The sequence below is a fragment of the Streptomyces sp. NPDC054887 genome (assembly GCF_053610585.1).
This window is the reverse complement of the sequence record NZ_JBSGYQ010000070.1, coordinates 1-12,796: the sequence shown is the minus strand read 5'-3', so window position 1 is coordinate 12,796 and position 12,796 is coordinate 1. Positions and strand designations below refer to the sequence as shown.

The 12,796-nt window shown below is 71.6% G+C and carries 10 protein-coding genes; 4 read left to right on the top strand and 6 right to left on the bottom strand.

What is annotated here, in order from left to right; genetic code table 11:
- Nucleotides 1-104: 104 nt before the first annotated feature.
- From whiA to ACWGH0_RS29260, 5 genes are all read right to left on the bottom strand, one after another.
- Entirely contained in the window at nucleotides 105-1,094 is a 990-nt protein-coding gene (gene whiA / locus ACWGH0_RS29280; RefSeq protein ID WP_028813910.1) for a DNA-binding protein WhiA, read from the bottom strand.
- On the bottom strand, nucleotides 1,085-2,119 hold the full coding sequence (locus ACWGH0_RS29275) for a gluconeogenesis factor YvcK family protein (protein WP_453407267.1): 1,035 nt from the start codon (nucleotides 2,117-2,119) through the stop codon (nucleotides 1,085-1,087). The genes whiA and ACWGH0_RS29275 overlap by 10 nt, the downstream gene beginning before the upstream one ends.
- Nucleotides 2,116-3,078: an RNase adapter RapZ gene (gene rapZ / locus ACWGH0_RS29270; RefSeq protein ID WP_453407266.1), complete on the bottom strand. Its 963-nt coding sequence runs from the start codon at nucleotides 3,076-3,078 to the stop codon at nucleotides 2,116-2,118. Before rapZ ends, ACWGH0_RS29275 begins: the two co-directional genes overlap by 4 nt.
- Nucleotides 3,075-5,117, bottom strand: coding sequence for an excinuclease ABC subunit UvrC (uvrC, locus tag ACWGH0_RS29265; RefSeq protein ID WP_453407265.1), 2,043 nt, complete (start codon nucleotides 5,115-5,117; stop codon nucleotides 3,075-3,077). The genes rapZ and uvrC overlap by 4 nt, the downstream gene beginning before the upstream one ends.
- Nucleotides 5,118-5,231: 114 nt before the next feature.
- Nucleotides 5,232-5,681 carry a Rieske (2Fe-2S) protein gene (locus ACWGH0_RS29260; protein WP_453407264.1) on the bottom strand — a complete coding sequence of 150 codons (450 nt, stop codon included), beginning with the start codon at nucleotides 5,679-5,681 and terminating at the stop codon, nucleotides 5,232-5,234.
- Nucleotides 5,682-5,789: 108 nt separating this feature from the next.
- On the opposite strand from ACWGH0_RS29260, the gene ACWGH0_RS29255 reads away from it, so the two are divergent.
- On the top strand, nucleotides 5,790-6,701 hold the full coding sequence (locus tag ACWGH0_RS29255; protein WP_453407283.1) for a carbohydrate kinase family protein: 912 nt from the start codon (nucleotides 5,790-5,792) through the stop codon (nucleotides 6,699-6,701).
- Nucleotides 6,702-6,797: 96 nt separating this feature from the next.
- Here ACWGH0_RS29255 and uvrA read toward each other — a convergent pair whose 3' ends face one another.
- Nucleotides 6,798-9,803 carry an excinuclease ABC subunit UvrA gene (uvrA, locus tag ACWGH0_RS29250; protein WP_453407263.1) on the bottom strand — a complete coding sequence of 1,002 codons (3,006 nt, stop codon included), beginning with the start codon at nucleotides 9,801-9,803 and terminating at the stop codon, nucleotides 6,798-6,800.
- A 189-nt stretch (nucleotides 9,804-9,992) separates the two neighbouring features.
- Between uvrA and ACWGH0_RS29245 the strand changes: the two genes are divergently transcribed.
- From ACWGH0_RS29245 to ACWGH0_RS29235, 3 genes are all read left to right on the top strand, one after another.
- Nucleotides 9,993-10,679 (top strand): maleylpyruvate isomerase family mycothiol-dependent enzyme, encoded by a 687-nt coding sequence (locus tag ACWGH0_RS29245; RefSeq protein WP_453407262.1) that lies wholly within the window; start codon nucleotides 9,993-9,995, stop codon nucleotides 10,677-10,679.
- Nucleotides 10,680-10,688: 9 nt separating this feature from the next.
- On the top strand, nucleotides 10,689-11,345 hold the full coding sequence (locus ACWGH0_RS29240) for an MBL fold metallo-hydrolase (protein ID WP_453407261.1): 657 nt from the start codon (nucleotides 10,689-10,691) through the stop codon (nucleotides 11,343-11,345).
- 136 nt (nucleotides 11,346-11,481) lie between these two features.
- Entirely contained in the window at nucleotides 11,482-12,759 is a 1,278-nt protein-coding gene (locus ACWGH0_RS29235; RefSeq protein ID WP_453407260.1) for an MFS transporter, read from the top strand.
- The last annotated feature ends 37 nt before the right edge of the window (nucleotides 12,760-12,796 follow it).

Sequence of the window (12,796 nt, the reverse complement as noted above, 5' to 3'; positions counted from 1 at the left end):
GACGACAGGCTCATGACAGTCCATGGTCATGTCAATAGGGCGTACCGGGCGGACGGCCCGCCGCCGAAGCCCCGGCGGGACGTCGGCGGCGGGCCCGCGGCGCGTCAGCCGACGAGGCCGTCGGCCATCTCCTCGGTGATCGTGGACTCCGTGCCGGGGATGCCCAGGTCCTGGGCCCGCTTGTCGGCCATGGCGAGGAGCCGGCGGATCCGGCCGGCCACCGCGTCCTTCGTGAGCGGCGGGTCGGCCAGGGCGCCGAGCTCTTCCAGGGACGCCTGCTTGTGGTCCATGCGCAGCCGCCCGGCGGCGGCGAGGTGCTCGGGGACCTCCTCGCCGAGGATCTCCAGCGCACGCCCCACCCGGGCGCCGGCGGCGACCGCGGCGCGCGCCGAGCGGCGCAGGTTGGCGTCGTCGAAGTTGGCCAGCCGGTTGGCGGTGGCCCGGACCTCGCGGCGCATCCGCCGCTCCTCCCAGGCCAGCACCGACTCGTGCGCGCCGAGGCGGGTCAGCAGGGCGCCGATGGCGTCGCCGTCCCGTACGACGACCCGGTCGACCCCGCGGACCTCGCGCGCCTTGGCGCCGATGGAGAGCCTGCGGGCGGCGCCGACGAGGGCGAGTGCCGCCTCGGGTCCCGGGCAGGTGACCTCCAGCGAGGAGGAGCGGCCGGGCTCGGTGAGCGAGCCGTGGGCGAGGAACGCGCCGCGCCAGGCGGCCTCGGCGTCGCAGGTGGCACCCGAGACGACCTGCGGGGGCAGACCGCGGATCGGACGGCCGCGGCCGTCGACCAGACCCGTCTGGCGCGCGAGCTGATCACCGCCCGCCACCACCCGTACGAGGTAACGGGACCCGCGCCGCAGGCCGCTCGGCGCCATCACCACCAGCTCGGAGTGGTGCCCGAAGATCTCAAGGATGTCCTTCTTCAGTCTGCGGGCCGCGAAGCTCACGTCCAGCTCCGCCTCGATCACGATCCGGCCGCTCACCAGGTGCAGCCCGCCCGCGAACCGAAGGATCGCCGAGACCTCCGCCTTCCTGCAGCAGGTCCGGGTGACGGGTAGCCGGGAGATCTCGTCCTTCACCGCTGCCGTCATCGCCATGGGCCGATCCTTCCATGCATCCGAAAAATACGGTCGTACGCGGCGGCCAGCAGCTCCGGATCGTGCTTCGGGGAGCCGTCCGGCGCGGCGACCGGCGCCAGCTCGACCGCCGCGCCGAGCCGCTTGGCGGCATCGGCGAGGGACTCGCGGTCGGGCACGGCAGCCTCGTCGGCCAACACCACGTCCAGGGCGAGTTTAGGGGCGTGTCGTCCCAAAACCTCCAAATGACGCTGCGGAGAGAAGCCATCGGTTTCTCCGGGTTGCGGCGCGAGGTTGAGCGACAGCACCCGGCGGGCCTTCGTCTCGACGAGCGCGTCGAGCAGCTCCGGCACCAGGAGGTGCGGGATCACCGAGGAGAACCAGGAGCCGGGCCCGAGCACCACCCAGTCCGCGTCGAGCACCGCGGCGACGGCCTCCGGCACGGCCGGCGGGTCCTGCGGGACGAGGTGCACGGACTGCACCTCGCCGGGCGTGAGCGCCACGGTCGCCTGGCCCCGGACGGTGTCCACGTCCTCCGGGCGCAGCGGATCGTGCCCCCGTACGAGCGCCTGGAGCTCCAGGGGCACGGCCGACATGGGCAGCACGCGGCCGTGCGCGCCGAGGAGCCGGCCGACCAGGTCCAGGGCCTGGACGTGGTCGCCGAGCTGTTCCCACAGGGCGACGATCAGCAGGTTCCCCACCGCGTGCTCGTGCAGGTCGCCCCTGCTGTGGAAGCGGTGCTGGATGACGCGCGACCAGGTCTGGCCCCAGTCGTCGTCCCCGCACAGCGCGGCGAGGGCCTTGCGCAGGTCGCCGGGCGGCAGTACGCCGAGCTCGTCGCGCAGCCGCCCGCTGGAGCCGCCGTCGTCCGCGACGGTGACCACCGCGGTCAGGTCGCCGGTGATGCGGCGCAGCGCCGTGAGCGACGCCGAGAGGCCCATGCCGCCGCCGAGGGCGACGACCTTGGGCTGGGCGCCGCGCTTGCGCTGCGGGCGCGCGGCATCACCGCCGCGCAGCCGCCGCAGGCGGAAGTTGCGTCCGGTCACTCGCGCCCCATGTCCCGGTGGACGAGGACGGTCTCGACGCCTTCCGAGGACAGACGCGCGGCCAGCTTCTCCGACATGGCCACGCTGCGGTGCTTGCCGCCTGTGCAGCCGACGGCGATGGTCACGTACCGCTTGCCCTCGCGGCGGTAACCGGCGGCGATGAGCTGGAGCAGCTCGGTGTACTGGTCGAGGAACTCCTTGGCGCCCGGCTGGTTGAAGACGTACCCGGAGACCTCTTCGTTGAGGCCGGTGAAGGGGCGCAGCTCCGGGACCCAGTGGGGGTTCGGCAGGAACCGGCAGTCGACGACGAGGTCGGCGTCGACGGGCAGGCCGTACTTGTAGCCGAACGACATGACGGTGGCGCGCAGCTGCGGCTCGTCGTCGCCCGCGAACTGGGCGTCCATCTTGGCCCGCAGCTCGTGGACGTTGAGGCTGGAGGTGTCGATGACCAGGTCGGCGTCGCCCCGCAGCTCGCGCAGCAGGTCGCGCTCGGCCGCGATGCCGTCGGTGATCCGGCCGTCGCCCTGGAGCGGGTGGGGGCGGCGTACGGATTCGAATCGGCGCACGAGGGCGTCGTCCGAGGACTCCAGGAAGACGATGCGCCGGGTGACCTCCTTGGCGTCGAGGTCGGCCAGGGACTCGCGGAGGTTGTCGAAGAAGCGCCGGCCGCGGACGTCCACGACGACGGCGATACGGGCGACATTGCCCTGCGAACGGGCGCCGAGCTCCACCATGGTGGGGATCAGCGCGGGCGGCAGGTTGTCGACGACGAACCAGCCGAGGTCCTCCAGGCACTTCGCGGCGGTGCTGCGGCCGGCTCCCGACATGCCCGAGATGATCACCAGCTCGGGGATGGCCGCCTCGGCCGCCTCGCCGTTGTTCCCGTTGGGCCCGGTCTCGCCGGTTTCCCCGGTCGTGCCCGTACTCACGTGTGCTCCGTCTCCGTCGTGCTCGGTCATTCCTGCTGCCCCCGTTCCGACGGGGAGAACGCGGCCGTGGTGGCCGCGGATTCCTCGTCGTCCTCAATGATCTCTCCTGTCGCCGTGTTCACGGCGGGTGCGGCCGGTGCCGCCTGTGCGAGGAACGCGGCGACGGTCTCGGCCGTCTTGCGGCCTATCCCCGGAACCTCGCAGATCTGGTCGATTGTGGCGGACCGGAGCTTCTTCACCGAACCGAAGTGCTTGATCAGGGCGTGCTTCCGCGTGTCGCCGAGCCCGGGCACCTCGTCGAGCGGGCCCGCCCTGAAGCGCTTGGCCCGTTTGGTGCGCTGGTAGCGGATGGCGAAGTCGTGAGCCGTGTCACGGACCCGCTGGAGGAGGTACAGGCCCTCGCTGCTGCGGGGCAGGACGACCGGGTCGTCCTCGCCGGGCACCCAGACCTCCTCAAGGCGCTTGGCGAGGCCGCAGACGGCCACGTCGTCGATGCCGAGCTCGTCGAGGGCGCGCTGGGCGGCCGCCACCTGGGGCTGCCCGCCGTCGACCACGACGAGTTGCGGCGGGTACGCGAACCGCTTGGGCCGTCCGTCGTCCTCCGCGCCCGGCAGCGGCTCCGCGGGCACCTCGGTGGCCCCGTTCCCCTCGATCCACTCCCCCGTCTTCTCCTTCTCCTGGAGATAGCGCCGGAAGCGGCGGGTGAGCACCTCGTGCATGGAGCGGACGTCGTCCTGGCCCTCGAAGGTCTTGATCTGGAAGCGGCGGTACTCGCTCTTGCGCGGCAGGCCGTCCTCGAAGACGACCATGGAGGCCACCACGTCGTCGCCCTGGAGGTGGGAGATGTCGAAGCACTCGATGCGCAGCGGGGCAGAGTCGAGGCCGAGCGCCTCCGCGATCTCCTCCAGGGCGCGGGAGCGGGTGGTGAGGTCGGACGCGCGCTTGGTCTTGTGCAGGACGAGGGCCTGCTGGGCGTTGCGCTGGACCGTCGCCATGAGGTCCTTCTTGTCGCCGCGCTGGGGGATGCGCAGCGACACGTTCGAGCCGCGCCGCCCGGCCAGCCACTGGGAGACCGCCGGGGCGTCCTCGGGCAGGGCGGGGACGAGGACCTCCTTGGGCACCGCGTCGCCCTGCTCCTCGCCGTACAACTGCTGGAGGGCGTGCTCGACGAGGCCCGCCGTGTCGACGGCCTCGACCTTGTCGGTGACCCAGCCCCGCTGGCCGCGCACCCGGCCGCCGCGTACGTGGAAGATCTGCACGGCGGCTTCGAGCTCGTCCTCGGCGACGGCGATCAGGTCGGCGTCGGTGGCGTCGTTGAACACCACCGCGTTCTTCTCCAGGGCGCGGCGCAGCGCCCCTATGTCGTCGCGCAGGCGGGCGGCCCGCTCGTACTCCATGTCCTCGGCGGCCTCGTGCATCTCCTGCTCGATGCGCTTGAGGTACTGGCCCGTGCGGCCGGCCATGAAGTCGCAGAACTCCTCGGCCAGTTCCCGGTGTTCTTCGGGGGTGACGCGGCCCACACAGGGGGCGGAGCACTTGCCGATGTAGCCGAGGAGGCAGGGGCGGCCGGTCCTGGCGGCGTTCTTGAAGACGCCGGCCGAGCAGGTCCGTACGGGGAAGACGCGGAGCATCAGGTCGACGGTCTCGCGGATGGCCCAGGCGTGGCCGTACGGACCGAAGTAGCGCACGCCCTTCTTCTTGGGTCCGCGCATGACCTGGACGCGCGGGAACTCCTCGTTGAGCGTCACGGCGAGCGACGGGTAGCTCTTGTCGTCGCGGTACTTGACGTTGAAGCGGGGGTCGAACTCCTTGATCCAGGAGTACTCCAGCTGGAGCGCCTCCACCTCGGTGGAGACGACCGTCCACTCGACGGACGCGGCCGTGGTGACCATGCTGCGGGTGCGCGGGTGCAGATTCGCCAGGTCCTGGAAGTACGAGGACAGGCGCGGGCGCAGGCTCTTCGCCTTCCCGACGTAGATCACCCGGCGGTGCTCGTCGCGGAATTTGTAGACCCCCGGCGAGTCGGGGATCTGTCCCGGCTTGGGGCGGTAGCTGGAGGGGTCTGCCATGCCACACACCCTACTTGCGGGCAGTGACAACGCGGGGTCGGCCGGGTGTCGCGCGTACGCGCGGCCTCGGCCCGGGAAGCGGATCCGCAGGGGGGCGGCGGCCCGGCGGGAAGGTCAGGCGTCAGGGGTGCCGGTGGCCGCGCCGGCCCCGCCCGTGACGAGGTCGCCGCCCTCCACCCTGACCGGAATCTCGGGCAGCGGCACGGTCGCCGGGCCCTGGAGCGCCTCCCCCGTCGTCACGTCGAAACGGCTTCCGTGGCAGGGGCAGTTGCCCTCCAGCTTCTCGATCTTGTCGAGGACGCAGCCGGCGTGCGTGCACTGCGCGCTGAACGCCTTGTACTTCCCCTGCGCCGGGCGGCTGACGAGTATCCGCTGCTCGCGGTAGAGCTTGGCGCCGCCGACCGGGACCTCGTCCGCCGCTCCGAGGTTCACGGGCGTGGACGGCAGCGGCTCGGCGTGGCCGAGCTTGGACTCGGTGGAGCAGGCCGCCACGCCCAGGCCGGCCGCGCCGGCGAGGACAGCGCCCTTCAGCACGGTGCGGCGGGGGGCTGACTGGCCGGACATGCGGTCTCCACTGGTCAGGGGGTTGGTGACAGACCCGACGATACCGGCGGACATCGGAGGCTCTCGCGCGGGCTGTCCCGGAGGGCGGCGATGGGTTACGTTCGGCTCGTGATCGTCGTCGCCGGAGAGTCCCTGATCGACCTGGTGCCGCAGGGGACGGGCGCACTGGCGCCCCTGTCGCCGCGGCTCGGCGGGGGGCCGTACAACACCGCTGTGGCCCTGGGACGCCTGGGCGCCGATGTCGCGTTCTGCTCCCGGATCTCGACGGACGGCTTCGGCGAGGCCCTGGTCGAGGGGTTGCGGGCGGCCGGCGTCGACACCTCGCTGGTCCAGCGCGGCCGGGAGCCGACGACGCTGGCGGTCGCGGCGGTGGGCCCGGACGGATCGGCCGGTTACGGCTTCTACGCGGAGGGCAGCGCGGACCGCCTCTTCGCGCTCCCGCCCGTGCTTCCCGGGCCGGCGCGGGCCCTGGCTCTGGGCACCTGTTCGCTCGTCCTGGAGCCGGGGGCGAGCGCGTACGAGGCGCTGCTGCGGCGGGAGGCGGGGCGCGGGCTCTTCACCCTGCTCGACCCGAACATCAGGCCCGGTCTGATCCCGGACGCGGACGCCTACCGGGCCCGGTTCCGGGGCTGGCTCCCTCACGTCTCGCTGCTCAAGGTCTCCGAGGAGGACGCGGCCTGGCTGGGCGGGTCGGTGGAGGAGTGGCTCGCGGCCGGTCCGGCGGCGGTCGTGCTGACGCGCGGAGCGCGCGGGATGACCGTACGGACGCGGGGCGGCGGAGAGGGCGTGAGCGTCCCGGCGGTACGGGTGGAGGTGGCCGACACCATCGGCGCGGGCGACACGGTGAACGCGGCGCTCCTGCACCGGCTCTCGGCGCACGGGGCCCTTTCGGCGCGGGCTTCGGCGGAGCTCCCGGCGGCCGCCTGGGCCGATGTCCTCGCCTTCGCCGCCGGTGCGGCCGCGCTCACCTGCTCGCGCCCGGGCGCGAACCCGCCGTACGCGAAGGAACTGGCTGCCTGACGCGGCCGGCGCCGCGCGCGACGGCGAGCGGCCCCCCACCCCGGCTCGGGTGAGGGGCCGCTCGGCACGTACGGACGCGCACGGCACCGAGGTGGGTCACGCCTTGCGGGAGCGTGCCGCCCTGGTCGCCGCGGTCGCGCCGGGAACTTTCTTCGCGGTGGCCGTCCTGGCCGTCGCGGTCTTCCTGACCGGAGCCGCCTTCGCCGCCGCCACCGCCTTCTTCGCCGGCGCCTTCTTCTTCACCGGCGTCGCGTCGCTCACCCGGTCGCCCAGGATGTCCCGCAGGAACTTGCCCGTGTGGCTGGTCGGCACGGCCGCCACCTGCTCCGGCGTGCCCTCGGCGACGACCATGCCGCCGCCGCTGCCGCCCTCGGGGCCCATGTCGATGACCCAGTCGGCCGTCTTGATGACGTCCATGTTGTGCTCGATGACGATCACCGAGTTGCCCTTGTCGACCAGGCCCGACAGCACCTTGATGAGCTTCGAGATGTCCTCGAAGTGCAGACCCGTGGTCGGCTCGTCCAGGACGTACACCGTGCGGCCCGTGGACCGCTTCTGGAGCTCGGAGGCGAGCTTCACGCGCTGCGCCTCACCGCCCGAAAGCGTCGGCGCCGACTGTCCGAGGCGGACGTACCCGAGGCCCACCTCGGTGAGGGTCCGCAGATGACGGGCGATCGTGGGGACGGCCTCGAAGAAGTCCAGGGCCTCCTCGATCGGCATGTCCAGCACCTCGGCGATGGACTTGCCCTTGTAGTGGACCTCCAGGGTCTCCCGGTTGTAGCGCGCCCCGTGGCAGACCTCGCACGGGACGTACACGTCCGGCAGGAAGTTCATCTCGATCTTGATGGTGCCGTCGCCCGAGCAGTTCTCGCAGCGGCCGCCCTTGACGTTGAAGGAGAAGCGGCCCGGCAGATAGCCGCGCACCTTCGCCTCCATCGTCTCCGCGAACAGCTTGCGCACGTTGTCGAACACGCCCGTGTACGTCGCCGGGTTGGACCGGGGCGTCCGGCCGATCGGGGACTGGTCGACGTGGACCACCTTGTCGACGAGATCGTCGCCCTCCACCCGCGTGTGGCGGCCCGGCACCGTACGGGCGCCGTTCAGCTCCCGCGCCAGGTGCGTGTAGAGGATGTCGTTGACCAGCGTCGATTTGCCGGAACCCGAGACGCCGGTGACGGCCGTCAGCACGCCGAGCGGGAAGGACACGTCGATGTCGCGCAGGTTGTTCTCGCGTGCGCCGTGCACGGTGAGCCGGCGCGCCGGATCCGTGGGGCGGCGGATGTCCGGCATGGCGATGGCCCGCTTGCCGGCGAGGTACTGACCGGTGACGGACGCCTCGTTGGCCAGCAGTTCCTTGAGGGAGCCGCTGTGGACGACCTTGCCGCCGTGCTCGCCGGCGCCCGGGCCGATGTCGACGACCCAGTCGGCCACCTTGATGGTGTCCTCGTCGTGCTCGACGACGATCAGGGTGTTGCCCATGTCGCGCAGCCGGACCAGTGTCTCGATGAGGCGGTGGTTGTCCCGCTGGTGCAGGCCGATGGACGGCTCGTCGAGGACGTAGAGCACGCCGACGAGGCCGGAGCCGATCTGGGTGGCGAGCCGGATGCGCTGGGCCTCGCCGCCGGACAGGGTGCCGGCCGCGCGGTTGAGCGACAGGTAGTCGAGGCCGACGTCGACCAGGAACTTCAGCCGCTCGTTGACCTCCTTGAGCACCCGCTCAGCGATCTTCTTGTCGCGGGCGTTCAGCGTCAGCCGGCCCAGGAACTCCGCGCAGTCGCTGATCGACATCGCGGCGACCTCGGCGATGGACTTCTCCATGACCGTGACCGCGAGGACGAGGGGCTTGAGGCGCGTGCCGTTGCAGGTGGGGCAGTGCACCTCGCGCATGTAGCCCTCGAAGCGCTCCCTGCTGGAGTCGCTCTCGGCCTCGGAGTGCCGCCGCTTGACGAACGGCACCGCGCCCTCGAAGGCCGTGGTGTACGCCCGCTCGCGCCCGTACCGGTTGCGGTAGCGGACCTCGATCTGCGTCTTGTGACCGTGCAGCAGGGCCTTCTTGGCACGCTGCGGCAGTCCCGCCCACGGGATGTCCGTACGGAACCCGAGGGCGTCGGACAGCGCGCCGACGAGGCGAGCGAAGTAGTCCTTGGTGTGACCGTGGGACCAGGGGTTGATCGCGCCCTCGTCGAGGGACTTGTCCTCGTCGGGGACGATCAGCTCCGGGTCGACCTCCATGCGCGTGCCGATGCCGGTGCAGTCGGGGCAGGCGCCGAAGGGGGAGTTGAAGGAGAAGGACCGGGGCTCAAGCTCCTCGAACGACAGGTCGTCGTACGTGCAGTAGAGGTGCTCGGAGTACATCCGCTCGCGGTCGGGGTCGTCCGCGGGGAGGTCGACGAAGTCGAGGATGACCATGCCGCCGGACAGGCCGAGAGCGGTCTCCACGGAGTCGGTGAGCCGGCGCTTGGCGCTGTCCTTCACCGTCAGGCGGTCGATGACCACCTCGATGGTGTGCTTCTCCTGCTTCTTCAGCTTGGGCGGTTCGCTCAGCTGGATGGTCTCGCTGTCCACGCGCGCGCGGCTGTAGCCCTTGGTCTGGAGGTCGGCGAAGAGGTCGACGAACTCGCCCTTGCGCTCGCGCACCAGCGGGGACAGCACCTGGAAGCGGCTGCCCTCGGGCAGTTCGAGCACCTTGTCGACGATGGCCTGCGGCGACTGGCGCGCGATCGGGCGGCCGCACTCGGGACAGTGCGGCTTGCCGATGCGGGCGAACAGGAGGCGGAGGTAGTCGTAGACCTCGGTGATGGTCCCGACCGTCGAACGCGGGTTGCGCGAGGTCGACTTCTGGTCGATGGACACCGCGGGCGACAGGCCCTCGATGAAGTCCACGTCCGGCTTGTCCATCTGGCCCAGGAACTGACGGGCGTAGGAGGAGAGCGACTCGACGTACCGGCGCTGCCCCTCGGCGAAGATCGTGTCGAACGCGAGGGACGACTTGCCCGACCCCGAGAGCCCGGTGAACACGATGAGGGAGTCACGCGGGAGGTCGAGCGAGACGTTCTTGAGGTTGTGCTCGCGAGCGCCACGAACGATGAGACGGTCGGCCACGCCGGTCCGCACCTTTCTTGAGAGAGGCAGAGAAGACTGAGCCCCCCGGGTTCTCAGACTATGGGGGTAACCGCAGCGGTGTCGTAAGGATTCCTGATGCCTACGACGAGCGTATAGCACGTGCATTCGAATAATGGCCGCGGCCGAACGGCTTCACCCGATCGTGTGACCGGTACTAATGTCGGCGGCATGAACGATCACGTGCGCGACCTGGCCTCTGTACGCGAAGCGACCGACCGGCTCCTCGCCGCGACCGGTAAACTGGACAACGCCGACGTGACGCAACCGTCACGGCTCCCGGGCTGGACCCGGGGCCACGTACTCGCCCACCTCGCCCGCAACGCGGACGCGCTCGTGAACGTCCTCTCCGGCCGTCCCATGTACGCCGACGCCGCCGTGCGCGACGCCGACATCGAGAGCGGCGCCCCGCGCCCGCTCGCCGAGCAGCTCGCGGACGTGCGCGACAGCGCGGCCCGGTTCGACGAGGCGGCCGCCGTCCCCGCCGACTGGTCCCGCACGGTCGCCCTGCGCAACGGCGTCACGGACTCGGCCTCGCGCCTCCCCTTCCGCCGCCTCGTCGAGGTGGAGCTGCACCACGTGGACCTGGGCATCGGGTACGAGCTGGAGGACCTGCCGGAGGAGTTCACGGGGCGCGAGATCGCGTTCCTCGCGGACCGGTTCACGGGGGCCCCCGGCGTGCCCGCCGTCGCGCTGTCGGCCACCGACGGACGGCAGTGGCGCACGGGAAGCACCGAAGGCGGTCCCGTCAGCGTCACCGGCAGCGCCGCGGACCTGCTGGGCTGGCTCGCGGGCCGGCGTGACGGCGCCGCTCTCGACACCGCCGGCGCCCCCCTCCCCGCGCTGCCGCCGCTATAGGCTGAGCCCATGACGTACAGCGGAGCGGTGAAGGTCGGCGGTCCTGCGAACGTGCACGAGCTCGCGGACCTGATGATCTCCAAGGTCGCCGTCGGTTCCATGAACAACAACGCGTACCTGCTGCGCTGCCGCCACACCGGGGAGCAGCTGCTGATCGACGCGGCGGCCGAGCCGCACACCCTGCTGAGCCTGATCGGTGACGACGGCATCGCGTCCGTCGTCACCACCCACCGCCACGGCGACCACTGGCAGGCACTCGCCGATGTCGTGGCGGCGACCGGGGCGCGCACGTACGCGGGCCGGTACGACGCGGAGGGCATCCCGGTGCCGACCGACGTACCGCTGGAGGACGGCGACACCGTCCGCGTCGGCCGCGCCGAACTCACCGCCCGCCACCTGGTGGGCCACACCCCGGGCTCCATCGCCCTCGTCTACGACGACCCGCACGGGCATCCCCACGTCTTCACCGGCGACTGCCTCTTCCCGGGCGGCGTGGGCAACACGTGGAAGGATCCGAAGGCGTTCGCGAGTCTCATCGACGACGTCGAGGAGAAGCTCTTCGGCGCGCTCCCCGACGAGACGTGGGTCTATCCCGGGCACGGCAACGACACCACGCTCGGGAACGAGCGCCCGCACCTGCCGGAGTGGCGCGAGCGCGGCTGGTAGGCGGGCGCCGTACCGTGCGCTTTCGCTCGCAGGGGTGATGCGTCGCGCGCGGCCGGTACGACTACTCCGGTGCGTCCCGTAACCGCTGACGGGGTCGGGTAGTTGTGGCCGCATGCGCCAGGAACGACCTCCCTCCATGACCCGCCTCGCGGCCGCGTCGCTCGCCGGAACAGCGATCGAGTTCTACGACTTCTTCGTCTACGGAACAGCGGCCGCGCTCGTTCTCGGGCCCCTCTTCTTCCCGACCTTTTCGCCGCTCGCGGGAACGCTCGCGGCGTTCGGCACCTTCGCCGTCGGTTTCATTTCACGACCGCTCGGGTCTGTCGTCTTCGGACACATCGGTGACCGTTACGGACGCCGTCCTGTCCTGTTCGCCTCCCTGTTGCTCACGGGAATCGCGACCGTCGCCGTCGGCTGCGTACCGACGTACCAGTCGATCGGAGTGGCGGCGCCCGTGCTGCTTCTCGTACTGCGCTTCCTCCAGGGACTGGGTCTCGGCGGCGAGTGGGGCGGCGCGGTGCTGCTGACCGCCGAACACGCTCCCGAGAACCGGCGCGGACTGTGGGCGAGCTTCCCGCAGGTCGGTCCCCCGGTCGGCTTCCTCCTCGCCAACGGCACGATGCTCGCCCTCTCGGCCTCGCTGACCGACGCCCAGTTCGCGTCCTGGGGGTGGCGCGTGCCGTTCTGGGCGGCGGGCCTGCTCGCCGCGGGCGGACTCCTCCTGCGTACGTCCCTGGCGGAGACGCCGCAGTTCACGCGGCTCGCCGAAAGCGACGAGCGGGCGGGCGTCCCCCTCGTCGAAGTCGCCCGCGACCACTGGAGGCTGGTGCTGCTCACGGCCGGCGCGCTCGCCGTCGGGTACGCCGTCTTCTACGCCGTGACGACCTGGTCCCTCGCGTACGCGACGGAACACCTGGGCGTCAGCCGTACGGTCATGCTCGCCTGCATCATGGCGGCCGTGGCGGTGACGGGCGTGGTCACCCCGTTCGTCGCGATGCTGGGCGACCGCTACGGGCGCAGACCGCTGTGCCTGGCGGGCTGCGCGGCGGCGGCGCTCTCGATGTTCCCGATGGTCGCCCTGCTGGGCACGGCCGAGCCGCTGCTCATGTTCCTGGGCCTGCTGGGGGCGCTGTTGTCGTTCGTCACCATGTTCGCGGTGATCGCCGCGTACCTTCCGGAGCTGTACGAGCCGAGGGTGCGCTGCACGGGCGCGGCCGTCGGCTACAACCTGGCGGGGGTGCTCGGCGGCGCGCTGACCCCCATGGTGGCGACGGCGGTGGCGCGCGGTGACGGCCCACCGTGGGGTGTCGCGGTGTACCTCACCGCCATCGCTCTGCTGAGCCTCGGGTGCTTCGCGCTGCTGCCGGAGACCAGGCCGGTGCCTGGTTCCGTGGCGGAACCCGCTCCGGCGTGATCACCGCCGTACGACGCGACAGCGGCCGGTGCGAGCG